This is a genomic window from Mesorhizobium sp. M0207 (assembly GCF_040321995.1).
Classification (GTDB): domain Bacteria; phylum Pseudomonadota; class Alphaproteobacteria; order Rhizobiales; family Rhizobiaceae; genus Mesorhizobium.
In genome coordinates this window covers 1-17,993 of sequence record NZ_JAMYSQ010000049.1, presented here as the reverse complement: position 1 = coordinate 17,993, position 17,993 = coordinate 1, and the positions used below count along the sequence as shown (strand labels likewise).

The 17,993-nt window shown below is 62.1% G+C and carries 18 protein-coding genes; 9 read left to right on the top strand and 9 right to left on the bottom strand.

The annotated features are described in order from the left end of the window. Nucleotides 1-744: 744 nt before the first annotated feature. From NKJ15_RS32135 to NKJ15_RS32110, 6 genes are all read right to left on the bottom strand, one after another. A complete protein-coding gene (locus NKJ15_RS32135; protein WP_352474855.1) occupies nucleotides 745-1,251 on the bottom strand; it encodes an L-2-amino-thiazoline-4-carboxylic acid hydrolase in 507 nt (168 codons plus the stop codon). Continuing rightward, the gene (locus NKJ15_RS32130) at nucleotides 1,248-2,039 is read right to left on the bottom strand and encodes an ATP-binding cassette domain-containing protein (protein WP_352819707.1); all 792 of its coding nucleotides are present in this window, start codon (nucleotides 2,037-2,039) and stop codon (nucleotides 1,248-1,250) included. Before NKJ15_RS32130 ends, NKJ15_RS32135 begins: the two co-directional genes overlap by 4 nt. Then, nucleotides 2,036-2,863, bottom strand: a complete 828-nt coding sequence (locus NKJ15_RS32125; protein ID WP_352539471.1) for an ABC transporter ATP-binding protein — start codon at nucleotides 2,861-2,863, stop codon at nucleotides 2,036-2,038. The genes NKJ15_RS32130 and NKJ15_RS32125 overlap by 4 nt, the downstream gene beginning before the upstream one ends. Continuing rightward, nucleotides 2,860-3,690 (bottom strand): ABC transporter permease, encoded by an 831-nt coding sequence (locus NKJ15_RS32120; protein ID WP_352448411.1) that lies wholly within the window; start codon nucleotides 3,688-3,690, stop codon nucleotides 2,860-2,862. The genes NKJ15_RS32125 and NKJ15_RS32120 overlap by 4 nt, the downstream gene beginning before the upstream one ends. Next, the gene (locus NKJ15_RS32115) at nucleotides 3,687-4,673 is read right to left on the bottom strand and encodes an ABC transporter permease (RefSeq protein ID WP_352819704.1); all 987 of its coding nucleotides are present in this window, start codon (nucleotides 4,671-4,673) and stop codon (nucleotides 3,687-3,689) included. Before NKJ15_RS32115 ends, NKJ15_RS32120 begins: the two co-directional genes overlap by 4 nt. A gap of 287 nt (nucleotides 4,674-4,960) precedes the next feature. Then, a complete protein-coding gene (locus tag NKJ15_RS32110; RefSeq protein WP_352819702.1) occupies nucleotides 4,961-6,571 on the bottom strand; it encodes an ABC transporter substrate-binding protein in 1,611 nt (536 codons plus the stop codon). A 366-nt stretch (nucleotides 6,572-6,937) separates the two neighbouring features. On the opposite strand from NKJ15_RS32110, the gene NKJ15_RS32105 reads away from it, so the two are divergent. Further along, entirely contained in the window at nucleotides 6,938-8,143 is a 1,206-nt protein-coding gene (locus NKJ15_RS32105) for a M24 family metallopeptidase (protein WP_352539469.1), read from the top strand. Nucleotides 8,144-8,205: 62 nt separating this feature from the next. Continuing rightward, nucleotides 8,206-8,556: a hypothetical protein gene (locus NKJ15_RS32100; RefSeq protein ID WP_352539468.1), complete on the top strand. Its 351-nt coding sequence runs from the start codon at nucleotides 8,206-8,208 to the stop codon at nucleotides 8,554-8,556. A gap of 253 nt (nucleotides 8,557-8,809) precedes the next feature. Here the strand turns inward: NKJ15_RS32100 and NKJ15_RS32095 are convergent, their stop codons facing one another. From NKJ15_RS32095 to NKJ15_RS32085, 3 genes are read right to left on the bottom strand one after another with little or no spacing between them, the layout of a single operon-like run. Beyond that, nucleotides 8,810-9,226, bottom strand: a complete 417-nt coding sequence (locus NKJ15_RS32095; RefSeq protein ID WP_352539467.1) for a cupin domain-containing protein — start codon at nucleotides 9,224-9,226, stop codon at nucleotides 8,810-8,812. A 26-nt stretch (nucleotides 9,227-9,252) separates the two neighbouring features. Beyond that, nucleotides 9,253-10,092: a phosphoenolpyruvate hydrolase family protein gene (locus tag NKJ15_RS32090; protein ID WP_352474864.1), complete on the bottom strand. Its 840-nt coding sequence runs from the start codon at nucleotides 10,090-10,092 to the stop codon at nucleotides 9,253-9,255. Between the two features lie 11 nt (nucleotides 10,093-10,103). After that, a complete protein-coding gene (locus tag NKJ15_RS32085; protein ID WP_352539466.1) occupies nucleotides 10,104-11,300 on the bottom strand; it encodes a Tm-1-like ATP-binding domain-containing protein in 1,197 nt (398 codons plus the stop codon). 109 nt (nucleotides 11,301-11,409) lie between these two features. Here NKJ15_RS32085 and NKJ15_RS32080 point away from each other — a divergent pair, with 109 nt between their 5' ends. The 7 genes from NKJ15_RS32080 to NKJ15_RS32050 all read left to right on the top strand — a co-directional run. After that, entirely contained in the window at nucleotides 11,410-12,105 is a 696-nt protein-coding gene (locus NKJ15_RS32080; RefSeq protein ID WP_502906966.1) for a TetR/AcrR family transcriptional regulator, read from the top strand. A gap of 357 nt (nucleotides 12,106-12,462) precedes the next feature. After that, nucleotides 12,463-13,779 (top strand): ABC transporter substrate-binding protein, encoded by a 1,317-nt coding sequence (locus tag NKJ15_RS32075; RefSeq protein ID WP_352819700.1) that lies wholly within the window; start codon nucleotides 12,463-12,465, stop codon nucleotides 13,777-13,779. 74 nt (nucleotides 13,780-13,853) lie between these two features. Further along, nucleotides 13,854-14,759 carry a carbohydrate ABC transporter permease gene (locus NKJ15_RS32070; RefSeq protein WP_254816733.1) on the top strand — a complete coding sequence of 302 codons (906 nt, stop codon included), beginning with the start codon at nucleotides 13,854-13,856 and terminating at the stop codon, nucleotides 14,757-14,759. Between the two features lies 1 nt (nucleotide 14,760). Beyond that, on the top strand, nucleotides 14,761-15,720 hold the full coding sequence (locus tag NKJ15_RS32065) for a carbohydrate ABC transporter permease (RefSeq protein ID WP_292661213.1): 960 nt from the start codon (nucleotides 14,761-14,763) through the stop codon (nucleotides 15,718-15,720). Continuing rightward, nucleotides 15,717-15,938 carry a hypothetical protein gene (locus tag NKJ15_RS32060; RefSeq protein WP_352474866.1) on the top strand — a complete coding sequence of 74 codons (222 nt, stop codon included), beginning with the start codon at nucleotides 15,717-15,719 and terminating at the stop codon, nucleotides 15,936-15,938. Before NKJ15_RS32065 ends, NKJ15_RS32060 begins: the two co-directional genes overlap by 4 nt. Beyond that, a complete protein-coding gene (locus NKJ15_RS32055; RefSeq protein ID WP_352474867.1) occupies nucleotides 15,935-17,038 on the top strand; it encodes an ABC transporter ATP-binding protein in 1,104 nt (367 codons plus the stop codon). The genes NKJ15_RS32060 and NKJ15_RS32055 overlap by 4 nt, the downstream gene beginning before the upstream one ends. Beyond that, nucleotides 17,038-17,993: ABC transporter ATP-binding protein (locus NKJ15_RS32050; protein ID WP_352819698.1), on the top strand; the 956-nt coding region annotated here is incomplete at its 3' end. The genes NKJ15_RS32055 and NKJ15_RS32050, both read left to right, overlap by 1 nt.

Below are 17,993 nucleotides of genomic sequence, written 5' to 3'. Positions count from 1 at the left end.
ATATCATCGCGTCTCCCCAAAGAAAGCTTGACCCCAGCACTCCGGTGCTCAGGTTCTCCTGGCTGCCGGATGCGCACGTCTGCGGTCTTCACCGGATGCGTACACTTTAGCGGCCAATTTTTCGCGTATGTGCTCCGATCCACCTCTCATACGTCGGGCGAATGGCCGATCGGGATTTGCGACGCGCCAAAAGGGCGCGCTGCCGTCTTGACTGATATGCACCAGGTGCCGCCGCACAGTCACTGGGCAGCAGGCGTCTGCTCCGTATTTTGCCGCGAGCTTACGTCGTAACTCTGCAAGGTCCGAAAAGTGCCCAGGTCCTGCAGCCCGGAGTTCGTCAGCGACCATTTTCTCGGTTGGGATCAGCATGCTCTGCGTAAGGGTCTTGCCTTTGCGTCGCGTTTTGACCACCGGCAATTCGCTCATAGTTCACCTCCAGGAACTCCCCTACAGAAGACGAACAAGGATGCCGCAATCCGACAGAATCTCGGATTGATTTGATTGCCGTGGCTCGAGGCCACAACCATGAACCCACAAAGACGTCTCCGGCCGGACACTTAGCAACCCGGACACTTAGCAACGAAGCCGACACAGCGGGACACCGAGGCAGATACTGTCCGCACGAATTCCTTGCAATGCACACATCAAAATCCCCGCTTGCCTTATGGCGCCGGGGTGTTTGGCTCCGTGCTGCCCAACGGAACGGAACTCTACTTCTTCGCCGACATGGCTCGAGCTGCAGCTCTAACCGGCATCGCGGTTGGTCAAGGCGATGTGGCAGCAGCCGGAACCGTGGCCCGCCGTCCAGGTGACGTTGTCGAAGCGCACTCCGGTGGCCTCGAACAGGCCGCGATCGAAGGCGCCGGCGATGCGGCAGAGCGTGGCGAGCTTCTCGTCGTCGATGCCGGCTTCGACCCAGGCGTCCTTCAGCGGGCAGCGCCTGACTCTGAAGGCGATGCGGTCCGGGCCGCGTTCGACATCGGTCGGATACATGCGGCCGCCATCCGGGCTGACGGCCAGGAACGCCTCGCCAATCGCCGGTGCGTCGTTGGGGCCGAAATCGGCGAAGGCCGCCGCCGCAACCTCCCTGCCTCGCCGTTCGATGGTGCGGATCATGATCGCCTCAGCCTTTTCCGCGCCAACTTCCGCGGTCAGCTCGTCGAGCAACAGACGATAGAGATCGGCACGGTTGCGGAAGGCGGAATCGAGTTCGCGCGACAGTTTTTCGGCTCTGGCTTCGGCGTCGGTCATGATGCGTCCTGTTCGATCCTCGAAAGTCTTGGCGCTGCCGCCACCAGCGCCTTGCCGATCGCGGATTGCGGCGCGTCGATGACGGTGCGGGCATCGCCGCGCTCGGCAATCCGCCCGCCGTCCAGAATGGCGATGCGGTGGGCGATGGCACGGACGACGCCGAGATCGTGCGAAATGAACAGATAGGCGATGCGCTCCTCGCGTTGAAGGTCGAGCAGCAGCCGCAGGATCTGCGCGCGAACCGAAACGTCGAGCGCCGACACGGCCTCGTCGAGCACGACCAGCGACGGTTTCGTGGCGATGGCCCGGGCGATTGCAACGCGCTGGCGTTGGCCGCCGGAAATTTCGTGAATGGCGCGGCCGGCGAGACCGGGGCTGAGGCCGACGCGTTCCAGCAGAGCTGCAATACGGCGCGGGCGCTCGGGGCCAGAGGCAATGTGATGGATGCGCAAGGGGTCGTCGAGCACACGCGCGACTGTGGCGCGTGGGTTCAAGGCGGCGAGCGGATCCTGAAACACCATCTGAAGACGAGTGCGCCGGCCGCGCAAGGCAGCGCCGTTCAGCGACAGGAAATCGCTGCCTTCAAATTCGATACGGCCGGTATCGAATTCGATGAGCCGGAGCACTAGACGAGCTATCGTCGACTTGCCGCTGCCGGAAGGTCCGGCCAGCGCCAGCGTCTCGCCGGGGTCGATGTGGAAGGAGACGTCGTCGACCGCGGCGATGGTCATGCCGCCGCGACTGTATCGTTTGGTCAGGCCGGAAACGGCGAGCAGTGGGTCGGTCATGTTCGCCGCAACAGCGGCTCGGCGTCGAGGCCGAGATGAGCGTCAAGCAGCACACGAGTGTATGCGTGCCGCGGGGCATTGACGATTTGGGCTGTCGAATCGAGCTCGAGCAGCTCGCCATGCCGGAACACCGCTATGCGCTCTGCAAGCTCAGCGGCCAGCGCAATGTCGTGGCTGATGAACAGCAGCGTCATACCGTCCTCGGCCACCAGTCGCCGGATCAGCCCGACAATCTCGGCCTGCACGATGGTGTCCAGCGCACTGGTCGCCTCGTCGGCGATCAGCAGTTTCGGCCCGGCCGCAATCGCTGCGGCGATCGCCACGCGCTGCTTCTGGCCGCCGGAGAGCTGATGTGGAAAGGCACGCAAAGCGACATCGGGGTCGGGCAGACGGACCCGTTCGAGCAGGGTTTTTGCCTTGGCATAGGCGTCTCGCCAACTGAGGCCGAGATGGGTGTAGGCGACTTCCGCGATCTGCTTGCCTATTGGCATCACCGGATCGAGACTTGCGGATGGGTCCTGGAAAATAAAGCCGATGTCACGGCCACCGATTGGAGCATGGTCGCGAAGACCGGCAGGTGCCTTGGCACCAAACATTGGTGGCGGGCGCAAGAGCCAATCGATACGGCCTTCGATCTTGGCAGTGGCCGGCAGCAGCCCGGCAATGGCTAGCGCCAGCGTGCTCTTGCCGGAACCGCTCTCGCCGATGATGGCAAAGCGCTCGCCGGCGGGGATGTCGAGGCTGACATTCTTTAGCGCCGCCACCTCGGCGCCGTCGCGGCGATAGGTCACCGTCAGACTGCGAATCGAAGCAAGCGCCGTCACGACAGGCTCCTCCTCATCGCCGTGGTCTCGACGACGCCTTCGCCGGTGAGATAGACGCCGAGCACGGTCAGCACGAGCGCTACGCCCGGAATGATCGACAGGAAGGGCGCGGTGCGCAGCACGGCGCGGCCTTCGGCGATCATGCCGCCCCAGGTTACGCGGTTGGGGTCGCCAAGGCCGAGGAAGGACAATGCCGCTTCGGTGAGAATCGCCGCGGCGACGATCACCGACGACAAAGCCATTACCGGCGGCAGCGCATTGGGGAGCACCTCGCGAAAGGCGATCTCCAGCGGATGCATGCCGATGACGCGGGCGCCGGCAACAAAATCGCGCTCGCGGATCGACAGCACTTCGGCGCGCGCCACGCGTGCCGGTCCGGTCCAGGCGCCCAGCGCGATCGCAGCGACGATGACGCCGAGCGACGGCCCGACGATGCTGACGAAAGCCAAAGCCAGCAGAAAGGCTGGGACGGTCTGGAAAGCGTCGGTGATGCGCATCAGCATCTCGTCGACAAGACCGCCGGCAAAGCCGGCCAACGTGCCGATCACGGCACCGACGGCAAGGGCGGCGGCGGCTGCTGCCAGCCCGACCGCCAGCGAGGTGCGGGCGCCGTGGAAAAGCTCGGCAAGCACGTTGCGGCCGAGGCGGTCGGTGCCGAGTGGCAACGACCAGTCCTGGAACGGCGGCAGCAACGCCGGCCCGGCAATCGCCTGCGGATCGCCGGGAAAGAACAAAGGTGCGGCAAGCGCCACGGCAAACAGCGCCGCCAGGATGACCGCGCCGGCGATCGCTTCCGGGGTCCGGAGAAAGCGGCGAAGCGGGCTCACGCGCCGGCCTCACTGGCGCCGACGCGCGGATCGAGGAAGGCGTAGGCGATGTCGACGAGAAGGTTGATGATGACGACCAGGACAGCGCTGGTGAGAATAATGCCGAGCAGTAGTGGGGTATCCCGCGCGGCCACCGCTTCCTGCGCCAGCCGGCCGAGGCCGGGGACGGAAAAGACGCTCTCGATGACGACGCTGCCGCCCAGCATTTGCGCCGACTGCAGGCCGAACATGGTGACCAGCGGCAACAGCGCGTTACGGGCGACGTGAGCGAGCACGATGCGACGGCGGGAAAGTCCCCTGGCACGGGCGGCCAGCACAAAGTCCTGCCGCCACACCTCGGCCATGCCGGCGCGCATCATGCGCAGATAGAGCGCGAGATAAATGAAGCCGAGCGCCGAAACCGGCAGGACGAGATGGCGGGCGATGTCGGCGGCGCGATCGAGGCCGCTCTTGGCCGAGGCGATACTCTCGATGCCGCCGATCGGAAACCAGCGCAGGTCGACGGCGAAGACAATGATCAGCACAAGCCCGAGCCAGAAGCCCGGCACGGCATAGAGCGCCAGCGAACCGATGGACAGGAAGCGATCGCGGAAGCTGCCGGGTCTGGCGCCGGCATAGATGCCGAGCGCCGAGCCGAGGCCGAAGGAGAGCGCGGTGGCGCTGCCCATCAACAGCAGCGTGTTGGGCAGGCGTTCGAGGATGACATCGCGGATCGGCCGCGAAAAGGTGACCGATTGGCCGAGATCGAGATGCAGCAGCGCCCAAAGATAATTGGCGAGCCGCGTCAGCTCCGACTGGTCGAGCCCCCAGCGGTGACGCAACAGCTCGATCATGCCGGCGTCGCCGCCGGTCGAGACGATGTAGGCATCGACCGCGTCGCCGGGAGCGGCTTCGAGCAACAGGAACGTGCCGATGACGACAATCAGTAGCACGAAGATGCTGCCGACGAGACGGCGGCGAAGGAGGATGACGGCGCGGGTCATGGCGCAACGCCGATAGGAGAGCCAAGTCTTCGGTGCCGCCCTCTACGGCGCCCCCCTCTGTCCTGCCGGACATCTCCCCCACAAGGAGGGAGATTGGCAGTTTCGGCGTTGCCGGCCGTCTTGCAACGCTGGAGATTGGCGAAAGCGACAATGACAGCCGATCTCCCCCCTCGTGGGGGAGATGCCAAGTGGTGGCAAAGAGGGCAGGACAGAGGGGGGCGCGAAAAAGCTCTCATCGCTGAAGCTGAGCACCCACACAAGCGGCACGCAAGTCTGGAGAGACTTCCTTACCCCGCGAGCCAAGTGTCCGCCCAGTTCGATACTGCCCAGCGCGGGTTGTTAGCGATGTTGTTGACCGTATCGCGGGCGACGCTGATGAAACTCCATTCGGCGACGTTGATCAGCGGCAGGTCGGCGGCAACTTTTCTCTGGAACTCCTTGTAGAGTTCGGTGCGGGCGGCGGTGTCGAGCGTCTCCGATGCCTTGGCGATCAGGGCGTCGAGATCGGCATTCTTGTAGCCACCCTGGTTGGAGAAGGGCACGCCGTCGGGAATACCGCTCTGCACCAGGATGGTGGTCGAGATCGCTGGATCGCCGCGGAACACCGGCGGCCCGACCGCAAGGTCGAAGGCGTGGTCGGTGTAAACCGCCTTGATGTGCGCGGCAGAGTCGTTGTTGACCAACTGGGCGTCGATGCCAATGACGGCGAGCGCCTGGCGCAGATAGTCGCCGAACTGCTTGGTTTCGTTGAAGTAAGGCGCCGGCAGCAATCTCAATGAAAAGCGCTTGCCGTCATCGCCCCGGCTGTAGCCGGCCTCGTCAAGCAAGGCGTTGGCCTTGGCGACGTCGAAAGCGTAGGTCGGCACGTCGGCGGTGTAGAATTGCGGGTCGTTTTTCGGCACCGGGCCAGTGGCGGTGGCGGCATAGCCAAGGAATACCGTCTTGACGACGAAATCCTTGTCGATGGCGTGAGCGATCGCCTGGCGTACTTTCAGGTCGGCCAGCTCCTTGCGGCGATGATTGATCTCAACGACGAGCTGGTAGGTCAGCCCTTCATAACCCTTGGTGATCACCTTGAGACCGGGCACTTTGGAGATGCGGTCGAGATCGGCCAGGGGCACGGCGGAGAAGGCGGCGAGCTGGATCTCTTCGGCTTCCAGGGCGCTGGCCGCCGACGTGCGGTCCGGCAGCACCTGATAGATGATCTCGTCGAGATAGGGCTCGTCCTTGCCCCAATAGTCGGTGTTCTTCTCCAGCCGGTAATATTCGCCGGGCTTGTGTTCGGCAAATTTGAACGGTCCGGTGCCGACCGGGGCGTTGTTGGCCGGGTTGTCCTCGATCTTTCCGGTCTCGTAGATGTGCTTGGGCACCACGCTGCTCAGCGCCGGCAAGGCGTTGCGGATCAGCTGGAACGGTGTCGGCTTGGCGAATTTGAACACGGCGGTGGTTTCGTCCGGCGTGTCGACGGCCTCCAGATCCTTGAACACGGTGCGGCCGAGATTCTGCAGCGGCTTCCAGACTTGCAGCGCCGAGAAGGCGACATCGGCTGAGGTGAATGGCTTCCCATCATGCCATTTGACGCCCTCGCGCAGTTTGAACGTCAGCGACAGGCCGTCGGCGGCACCTTCCCAGCTGAGCGCCAGCCGCGGATCGAGCCCGTCCTTGCCGCTGAAGGAGGCCTCGGCCAAGGTTTCCACGATCTTGCTCGAGATGAAGAAGACGCCGTTCGAGGCGACAATCGCCGGATTGAGATTGCGCGGCTCGGAATCGGCGGCGACAACCAGTCGTCCGCCCTTTCTCGGCGTCTGCGCCGAGCCGATCGTCGGCATGGCGGTGGAGGCCAACAGCAACGCCGAACCGGCCAGCATTGTACGTCTGGAAATGGTGAACTCTGGCATGATCGAACTCCGTCCTCTCCGCGGACCCAGCCGGGTCCGCCGTACCCCTCGGACGCTCGTAAGCATCCTGCAAAGCTGATTATGGGCCTTGTGCGGGGTTTCGCCAAAGACGGAATTGGCGCATCTCTACGTGGCTTTGAAATTTCCGTCCGCTGGACCAGTTGTACAGAAAACGGTTCGACGCGCGGTTCTAGCAGGACCAGGCTGGGGTAAAGTGCAGCAGGTGGAGCAGCTTTTGGGGCTGGTTCGCCCGTTCTGGCTGGACCAGATCGGGCAAAATGATGCAGATTTAAGCATAGCCGAGGTTCAGAGCCGGAAAAGCCGGTGCCGGCGAGCGGCCGGCTAAGGGATTTCAGGGAGAGAGACATGAACATTGCCCCAGGCAAGAATGCCGTCGGCAGCGTGCCGTTCGACCAGGCCAGGGTGGACGGGCTGATGGAGGAGGCCGGCATCGACGTGCTGCTCGCCACCTCCAAGCACAACACGCAATATCTGCTTGGCGGCTACAAGTTCATCTTCTTCGCCGCCATGGATGCAATCGGCCACAGCCGTTATCTGCCTTTCGTCGTCTATGAGAAAGGTGGGCCGGAGCATGCCGCCTACATCGGCAACCGCATGGAAGGCGGCGAGCACCAGAATCATCCATTCTGGACGCCGACACTGCATGCCGCCTGCTGGGGTACGCTCGATGCCGCCAATCTGGCGGTCGAGCATTTGCGAAAGATCACCAAGGGCAATGCCCGCATCGGCATCGAGCCCGCCTTCCTGCCGTCCGACGCCTATATGCTGATCCGCAACGCGCTGCCGGATGCCAAGCTGATCGATGCGACTGATATGCTGGAGCGCATGCGGGCAATCAAAACCGAGGCGGAGCTGGAAAAGCTGCGCATCGCTTCGGAGCTGATCACCGATTCCATGCTGGCGACCATCGGCTGGGCACGCGAAGGCACGACAAAGAGCGAGATCATCGAACATCTCAGGCGCGAGGAGACCAATCGCGGCGCGCATTTCGAATATTGCCTGTTGACGCTAGGCTCCAGCCACAACCGCGCAGCCTCGCCGCAGGCGTGGAAACGGGGCGAAGTGATGTCGATCGATTCCGGCGGCAACTACCACGGCTATATCGGCGATCTTTGCCGCATGGGCGTGCTGGGCGACCCTGACGCCGAACTCGAGGATCTGCTGGCCGAGATCGAGACAGTGCAGCAGGCGGCCTTCTCCAAGGTCAAGGCGGGCACGCTGGGCGGTGACATGATTTCTCATGCCGAAGGCGTTCTGAAGAAATCCAAGGTTGCGGCCTATACTGATTTTTTCGCGCATGGCATGGGGCTGATCACGCATGAAGCGCCGTTCCTGATGACCAACCATCCGGTGACATATGAAGGCACCTATGCCGCAAAGCCGCTGGAGAAGAACATGGTGCTTTCGGTCGAGACGACCATGCTCCACCCGACGCGCGGCTTCATCAAGCTGGAGGATACGGTGGCGGTGACCGATGCCGGCTACGTCATGTTCGGCGATCGGGGCCGGGGCTGGAACAGGGGCGGGGGCGGCTTAGGCGCTGGTACCTAGCCCGTTCTTGAGATTACCTCGTTCGAGCAAACAATTGGTCACACCAGCGAGCATTTGCCGATATGGAACGCGAACTGCCCAAGCAGGTCTTTATCGACGGGTGCGAGCAGATCTCCATGGAGTTCGAACCGATTGCGTTCCGCTTTGCGAAAACCGGTCCTCATGCGAGTCGTCGGGCCGGCGACTGGGCATTCAAAATCTCCTTTCAATCAAACTATCTGAACGTCGGCGGCGAGTACGTCGAACTCGTCGTGCATGCGTCGGTCTACAGCAAGGCAATAAAGGAGTGGGACGGCGGACATGGAACATCGCAAACCCGCATACCCGCCAGGCTGAAATCGCGAACATCGTTGCCAACATCCAAACGACTGTCCTGCCGCTCTTCGAACGTTTCGACGTTCCGCGCAAACTAGCCGAACAGGTCGCATGTTCTGAAGTTCCGGGCTTCATGTTCCCTGAAAATGCTGTTCGATTTGTACTCTGGCAGCTTGGTCCGGAGGCAGCGGAAAACTGTTTGTCCTACTGGGTGGCGCGCTTACCTTCGCCGGATGCTTTCCGATCAGAGCGCGATGTCCCCACTTTGCCGGATAGGCTCGCTCTGGGAAGCGATACTAACAACCTAGCAAGGGTCGCTCGTGCGATGAAGATTGGCCTCAGCCTGTGACATTATCTGCCCGGCGGGATCAACCTGAAATCCGGCAACTCCCGCAATGCCAGTTCCGGCCCTGCCGGCGAATAGACGACGAAAAGCTGCATGGCCGCATCGCCGGTATTGAGCGTCGAGTGGAAGCGGCTTTCCGGCACATAGATGGTGCAGCCGGGGCCGACTTTCTCGACGACCGGGTTGCCTTTCTCGTCTTCGACCATCTGCTCGCCATTGCCTGAGATGACAAAGATGATCTCCTCCGCACCCGGATGGTTATGACGCGTATGGCCTTTGCCTGACGGTAGGTCGACGACACCACCGGAAAATCGCTTTGCGCCGTTCACTTCGGGAGCGACCGTCAGCGACAGCCTGCCCCAGTCGAAGCCGAAGGCGCTGACGTCTTTTGGATATACGAATACCTTGCTGTTCTCCGTCATCGTTCCACCCTTCTGTTTGCTGGTCTCTACGCAGCGCCGAACGTGACCGCCTTGAAATCCGCCGTCTGCCTGGCGATTGAGGCTTCCGCCGGCAGCCGCTCCATCGAACTGGCGCCATAGAACCCGTGCAGGCCCTTGCAGCGCTCGAGAACATATCTGGCGTCGTCCGGCATCGAGATCGGCCCGCCATGGCAAAGCAGGATCATATCCTCGCGCACTGAGCGTGCCGCTTTGGCGATGGCGTCGATCTCGCTCACACAGTCGTCCAGCGATTTAGCCGATGTCGCGCCAATCGAGCCGCCGGTGGTCACCCCCATATGGGCGACGACGATGTCGGCGCCAGCTGTTGTCATGGCGCGCGCCTCGTCTGCGTTGAAGACATAGGGCGTGGTCAACAGGTCGAGTTTGTGAGCCTCGGCGATCATGTCGACCTCGAGCCCGAAGCCCATGCCGGTTTCTTCAAAACTCTGCCGCATCTGGCCGTCGAACAGGCCGATAGTCGGAAAGTTCTGCACACCGGAAAAACCCATCGTCTTCAACTCGGCCAAAAGCAGCGGCATGATGACGAAGGGATCGGTGCCGTTGACGCCGGCCAGCACCGGCGTCTTCTTCACTACCGGCAGCACTTCGTAGGCCATTTCCTTGACGATCTCGTTGGCGTTGCCATAGGCGAGCAGGCCGGCGGCCGAGCCGCGCCCGGCCATGCGGTAGCGGCCCGAATTGTAGATGATGATCAGGTCGATGCCGCCGGCTTCCTCTGCCTTGGCCGACAGGCCGGTGCCGGCACCGCCGCCGACGATCGGCACGCCGTCCGCGATCATCTTGCGGAATTTCTCCAGGATTTTCTTGCGCGGTATGGCGGCCATGTCTTGGTGTCTCACTGTCTGGCGATGTCGAGGAAGGCCGTTGTGGCAGCCCAGGCGAATTCGGGGTCGTTGATATGAAGCGGCAAACGCAGCACGCGCCGCGTTTTGGCGGGTTTGATGGTACGCTCGATCGCCTCGAACAAAGCGGCATCGGCTTCAGGGTCGAAGAAGGCGCCGCCTTCAATGTCGAGCGCCGACACGCCTTTCTCCGGAATGAGGAAACGAACCGGACCCTGGCAGAGGCTCAGCCTTGTACCGATCCATTCGCCGATCGTTCTGCTTTCGTCGGCAGTGGTGCGCATCAGTGTGACGTTTGGATTGTGCTCATAGAACAGCCGGCCGCGATAGCGTTCCGGAATTGTCGGCGGCGCCCAGAAATTGACCATGTCGAGAGCGCCGACCGAGCCGACATAAGGCAGCCCGGTGCGGGCGATGGCGCCAAAGCGATCTTCGGTCGCCGGCAGCACGCCGCCAAACAGCAAGTCGCAGACTTCGGTCGTTGTGATGTCGATGACGCCGGACAACAGGCCGCTGTCGGCCAATTTTTCCATGGTGCGGCCGCCGGTGCCGGTGGCATGAAAGACCATGCAGTCATAAGTCGAACGAAGCTCATCGGCGATCGCGGTCACGCATGGCGTGGTGACGCCGAACATGGTGAGGCCGACGGACGGTTTGCCGTCGGGCGGCGGCGCCGGCTTTGTCGCCATGCCTGATATCGCCTGGGCGGCATTGTGCAGCACGACACGCGAAAGCCGGTTGAGGCCGGCCATGTCGGTCACCGACGGCATCATGACGATGTCAGAGACGTCGACGTAAGGCGCGGTGTCACCCGAGGCCAACGTCGAAACCATGATCTTGGGCAGACCGAGCGGCAGCGTGCGCATGCCTGCGGTGATGATCGAGGTGCCGCCACCGCCGCCAATGCCAATAATCCCGGCAATATCGTTGCGCGACTGGACAAACCGGGCAAAGGCGGCAGCCATCGCCGCCACCGCGGTGCCGCGATCGTCGACGCCGAGCACGGCATTGCGACCCTCGGAATGGTGGCTGGCGACCTCGTCCGCCGAAACATCGACCGGCACGGTCGCGCCGCGTGTTCCGATGTCGACACGGGCAATCGAAGCGCCGGTAGCCGCGACCGCATCGGCCAGAAATGCGAGTTCCTCGCCCTTGGTGTCGGCGGTGCCCACCACATAGATGCGCTTCATCGCGTTTCCCCGGTCTTGGGCGTGTTCGGCGCAGCCGCCCCTTTTTGCCCGGCCGTTCGACGGCGCCAAGGGCCATTGCAATTTTTTGAGACACGCGTATCGTATTGACATGAATGTCTCACGTCAACAAGCGGCAATGGACGACGATGCCAGCCAAGGGCCGAACCCCCAGGTAGAGCGCGGGGCCCGCGCGCGCACCAGGCGTCTCATGCTGGAGACGGCGACAATGCTGATGCAGGCGGGCGCCACGCCCTCCGTCAGCGAGGTGGCGGAGGCAGCGGAGGTCTCGCGCGCCACCGCCTATCGGTATTTTCCGAGCCAGGCGGCGTTGGTGCAGGCGGTGGTCGATGAGGGGCTTGGGCCGATCCTTACGTGGAAATCGAGCTCTGCCGATCCCGAGCGCCGGGTCGCCGAGCTGTTCGAGACCGCCATGCCGCGCATCGAGGTCTTCGAAGCGACGTTCAAGGCGGCGCTGAAACTGTCGCTCGACCAGTGGGCGCAGCGACAGGCAGGCACGCTTGACGGCGAACCTGCCTTCACCCGCGGCCATCGCGTCGATCTTTTGAAAGATGCGATCGCGCCACTCAAAGGCCGGTTGCCGCCGCGCGAATTCAAGCGGCTCGCGCAGGCGCTGTCATTGATCTTCGGTGTTGAGATGCTGATCGTATTGAAAGATATATGGGGATTGGATAGCCGCAGTATGATGTCGGTTGCGCAATGGGCGGCCGGCGCTCTTGTGCGCGCGGCTATGACCGAATCGATGATTGAAGGAGATGGGATCGCGCCGACGACCGCCGTGAGATGACGCCAATCTGGTTCGACCAGATTTTCAACCTGGCTATTCATGCTACTGGCGATGCAGCGGCCCAAGTAAGGCATTCATGTATCAAGGAGTAGGAAAATTCAGGGAAAACAGGCAGATATCGCAGAAGCCAACTTGTCTGCGTGTCCGCCACCGTCCAAGAAAGGGCTTGACGTTCCTCTTAAATTGGTAATACCAGATCAGGACAAATAAAGCGGATCAAAGGTGAAGGCTGAGATCCGTTTCGGTCGAGCGAGGAGGCTCACAGACCGAAACGGTGCCGTCACGGGAGGACTACCAGGGCCGGCCTCGATGCCGGTTCTCATGAACGGTAGAATGCGCACAAGGGAGGAAATCATTATGCGCAAGACAATGACCAGCTTGCTTGCTGGTATCGGCCTAGTGCTCGCCTGCGGAACGGCCGGCTACGCGCAGGAAAAGGAACTTACAATCTTCTGGGCGGAATGGGATCCGGCCAATTACCTGCAGGAACTCGGCAACGAGTACGAGAAGGAAACCGGCGTCAAGATCACGGTGGAAACCACACCGTGGCCCGACTTCCAGACCAAGGCCTTCACCGAGTTCAACGCCCATGGCGACGCCTACGATATGGTCGTCGGCGACTCGCAATGGCTTGGTGCTGGCTCGACCGGGGGCCACTATGTCGACCTGACCGACTTCTTCAACAAGCACAAGGTCGGTGAAGTGATGGCACCGGCCACGGTGAAATACTATGCCGAATATCCGGGCGGCAGCGGCAAGTACTGGGCCATTCCGCTCGAAGGCGACGCCGTCGGCTGGTCCTATCGCAAGGACTGGTTCGAAGACCCGAAGGAAAAGGAAGCCTTCAAGGCCAAGTATGGCTACGACCTCGACGTGCCGAAGGACTTCAAGGCGCTACGCGACATCGCCGAATTCTTCTACAGGCCGGATCAGAAGCGATACGGCATCGCCATCTACACCGACAATTCTTATGACGCGATGGCGATGGGCTTCGAAAACGCGCTGTTCTCCTTCGGCGGCGAGCTGGGTGACTATAAGACCTACAAGGTCGATGGCTTCATCAACTCCGACAAGGCGATCGCGGCGCTCGACGCCTACAAGGAACTCTACAAGTTCACGCCTCCGGGCTGGGCCAAGTCGTTCTTCGTCGAGGACAACCAGGCGATCACTGAAAACCTGGCCGCGATGAGCATGAACTACTTCGCGTTCTTCCCCTCGTTGATCAACGAGGCGTCGAACCCGAACGCCAAGAACACCGGTTTCTTCGCCAATCCTCCCGGCCCGAACGGCGACCAGTTCGCCGCACTCGGCGGTCAGGGCATCTCCATCGTTTCCTACTCGCAGAAGCAGGAAGAGGCGACGAAGTTCCTGGAATGGTTCATCAAGGATGAGACCCAGAAGAAATGGGCAGCGCTTGGCGGCTACACCTGCAGTGCCGCCGTGCTCAAGTCGCCCGAATTCCAGAACGCCACGCCCTACAACAAGGCGTTCTACGAGACCATGTTCAAGGTCAAGGACTTCTGGGCGGTTCCGGAATACGCGGAACTGCTGCAGCAGCTTAACCAGCGCATCTATCCTTACATGATCGGCGGCGAAGGCACCGCCAAGGAGACGCTGGACGCACTGGCAGCCGACTGGAACGCGACCTTCAAGAAATACGGCCGCGGCCAATAAGTATGAAGTTTCACGGAGGGGGCGTTCGTGCCTCCTCCGTTTCTTTTTCTGATTTTTGAACCGGGAGCAGAGTCTTGGCGACCACGATGATCACCACGCTGGACAGGTCCTCGCGGGCCGCCGCTCGCGGTCTAAGCGACATTTCGATCCGCAATCTCTTCATCATCCCGACGATCCTGTTTCTGATCGTCTTCAACATCTTCCCGCTGATCTATTCGCTGGGCTATTCGTTCACCGATTTCCGCGCCTCGACCAGCGCGGCGGCGAATTTCGTCGGGCTGCAAAACTATCGCGACCTGCTCAGCGATCCCTATGTCTGGTCCAACTTCGCCATCACCGCAAAATACGTCATCATCTCGGTCGCCGGCCAGCTGCTCGTCGGCTTCGGCGTGGCCATGCTGCTCAATCGCGACATTCCGCTCAAGGGCCTGCTGACGACGCTCCTGTTGTTGCCGATGATGCTGTCGATGGCCGTCGTCGGCCTGTTCTGGAAGCTGCTCTACGATCCGTCCTTCGGCATCATCAATTATGCGCTGGGCCTCGGCACCTTCGAATGGCTGTCGAATCCGAAAATGGCGCTCTATGCGGTCGCGCTGACCGACATCTGGATGTGGTCGCCCTTCGTCATGCTGTTGTCGCTGGCCGGCCTGTCGGCCGTGCCCAAGCATCTCTACGAGGCAGCCGCGATCGACAGGGCCGGACCGTTCTACACCTTCTTCCGCATAACGCTGCCGCTGGTTGCGCCGATCCTGATGATCGCGGTCATCTTCCGCACCATGGAGGCGTTCAAGACCTTCGACCTCGCCTACATCCTGACCAGCCAGCCGACGGCCGAGCTGATCTCGATACGGCTCTACAAGATGGCGTTCCAGGAATGGCAGACCGGGCGTTCCTGCGCGCTCGCCTACATCGTGCTGATCATGGTGCTGGCGATCACCAACATCTATGTCAAATACCTCAACAAGGTGAAGGAGCGCTGAGATGGCCGCAGTCCGCACTTCTTCCGAAATCACCTTCAACCGGGTCGCCATCGTCGCTGTCCTGCTGGTGACGATCATCTTCCTGGCGCCGATCTACTGGATCGCCTCGACGGCGTTCAAGCCGCGCAACCTCGCCACCACCATTCCGCCGACGGTGGTTTTCCAGCCGGAGATATCGCCCTTCGTCAAGTTGTTTACCAAGCGTTCGCAGCTGCGCAGCCCGCCGTCGCCGGAGGAGTACGCGGCTGCGCCGTGGTGGGAGCGCGTCGTCTTCAATGGGGGCGAAAAGATCGTGCGCGACGGCAAGGGCCAGGTGCAGTGGTCGGGCTATCCGAGCCGTTTCATGAACTCACTGATCGTTGCCATAACCTCGACCGTCCTGGCCGTCGGCATGGGCACCTTCACCGCCTATGGGTTCTCGCGCTTCAAGGTAAAAGGCGAGGCGGACCTACTGTTCTTCATCCTGTCGACACGCATGCTGCCGCCGGTGGTCGTCGCCATTCCGATGTTCCTGATGTACCGGGCGGTCGGCCTCAACGATTCCCATATCGGCCTGATCATCCTTTACACCGCCTTCAACCTGTCCTTCTCGGTGTGGCTGATGAAAGGCTTCATGGACGAGATCCCCAAGGAGTATGAGGAGGCGGCCCTCGTCGACGGCTATACGCGCATGGAGGCCTTCTTCAAGATCGTGCTGCCCGAGGCCGCCACCGGCATCGCCGCCACCGCCGTGTTCTGCTTTATCACGGCGTGGAACGAATATGCCTTCGCACTGATCATGACCAGCCGCCGTGCCCAGACAGCACCGCCCTTCATCCCCAGCCAGGTCGGTTCCGGCCTGCCGGACTGGACGGTGATTGCCGCCGGAACCTTCCTGTTCCTGCTGCCGGTCGCGATCTTCACCTTCCTGCTCCGTAATCACCTGTTGCGCGGCATGTCGTTTGGAGCGATCCGCAAATGAGCTTTCGCGAGATCAACCAGAAATATCTCGAACCGGGCAGCCAGGTGCTGATGGTGCTCGGTATCATCGCGCTCTGCCAGCCGTGGAACATGCTGCTGCACAGCTATGGCGTGACCATCATCCTGATCGGCCTGATCGGCTTCAACATCACCTCCAAGATCGCGCCGGAGGAGAAGGCCGGCACCGGGCAAGGGGCAAATCCGGGGGCACAGCATTGACCCAGATCGAGCTTCGAGGCGTCCAGAAATATTTCGGCGCCGTGCAGGTCATAAAGGACCTCAACCTGAAGATCGACGACAACGAGTTCATCGTGCTGCTCGGCCAGTCGGGCTGCGGGAAGACGACGACGCTCAGGGCGATTGCCGGGCTGGAGACGATCGACGGCGGCGACATCCTCATCGACGGCAAGCCGGTCCAGCACCTCAAGGCCGCCGATCGCGATATCGCCATGGTCTTCCAGTCGTTCTCGCTCTATCCGCATATGAGCGTCTATGAGAACATCGCCTTTCCGCTCAGGGCGACGCGCAAGAGCAAGGCCGAGATCGACAGCGAGGTGCGCTCGGTCGCCAAGACGCTGCAGATCAGCGATCTCCTCGCCAAGAAACCGTCGGCGCTGTCGGGCGGCGACATGCAGCGCGTGGCGATCGGCCGAGCCTTGGTGCGGCGGCCGAAGGCGATGCTGATGGACGAGCCGATCGGGGCGCTCGATGCCAAGCTGCGCGAGGAGATGCGGGCCGAGATCAAGCGGCTGCACATCAAGCAGGGCTCGACCAGCATCTACGTCACCCACGACCAGATCGAGGCGATGAGCCTCGCCGACCGCATCGTCATCATGCATGAAGGTGTGCTGCAGCAGGTTGGCTCGCCGGACGAGGTCTATTCGCATCCGGCGAACCTTTTCGTCGCGCAATTTGTAGGCAGCCCGGTGATGAACGTCGCCGACGCTTCGGTGACCGAGAAAGCCTCGTCGGCCTCAGTCACCGTCGGCGATGCGGCCGCCGGTTTCGAATTCCCGCGCGCCTTGCTGTCGAAGCTCAACGGCCATGCCGGCGGCCAACTCGCGCTCGGCATCCGGCCGGAAGGCGTCCTCGTCCGCCGCGAAGCAGCCGAAGGGTTCTTGCCGGTGGAGACGCAGATCGTCGAGCCGCTCGGCTCCTTCGACATCGTCGACCTCAAGGTCGGCTCCAAGATGCTGCGTGCGCGCACCAAGAGCGGCTTCATCGGCGGCCCCGGCGAAAGAGTCTTCGTCAGAATCGATCCCGGCCAGGCGCATTTCTTCGACACGGCGAGCGGCAAATCGCTGGGAGTGAGACTCTGATGGCCCACATCCAGCTCAAGAACATCTCGAAGAAATTCGGCAACCACACCGCCTTGACCGGGCTCGATCTCGACATCGCCGATGGCGAGTTCTTCGTCCTGCTCGGCGAGACCGGCGCCGGCAAGACGACGACGCTGCGCATGATTGCCGGCCTGGAAAAACCGAGCGAAGGTCAGGTCTTGATCGACGGCGTCGATGTCGCCGATTGGGGCGCGGCGGAGCGCGACGTGGCGCTGGTGCTGCAGCAATATTCACTCTACCCGCGCTATACCGTACGCCAAAACCTCGAATTTCCGCTGAAGCCGAAAATCCGCCGGCTGCCCGATGCCGAGATCAAGGATCGCGTCGACCGCGCCGCCAGGACGCTGCGGATCGAGCATCTACTCGACCGCAAGACCGACCGGCTTTCAGGCGGCGAGATGCAGCGCGTCTCGATCGGCCGCGCCATCGTGCGCAAGCCGAGGGTATTCCTGATGGATGAGCCGTTGTCGGCGCTCGACGCCAAATTGCGCGAAGCGCTGCGCACCGAATTGAAGAACCTGCAGATGCAGCTTGGCGCCACCTTCCTGTTCGTGACGCACGATCAGATCGAGGCGATGTCGATGGGTGACAAGGTCGGCGTGCTCAACCATGGCCGCATCGTCCAGACCGGCACGCCGTACGAGATCTACAACAATCCGCGCGACACCTACGTGGCAAGCTTCGTCGGCTCGCCGCCGATGAACCTCATCGACGGCAAGCTTGTCAACGGACGTGCGGTGATGGCACCGCTGAATTTCGAATTGCCGTTTTCGGGGGGTGCCAAGACTTCGGGGGGGCTAAAGACGGGCGCGGCGCCCCCCGGTGGCCCGCGCCGCTTCGGAAATGGGCCAGAAGACGGGAATATGGACACCCGCGCGGTGGGGGGGGCGCCGGGGCCCCCGGTGGCGAACCCATGCGGGGCGAACAAGCAGAC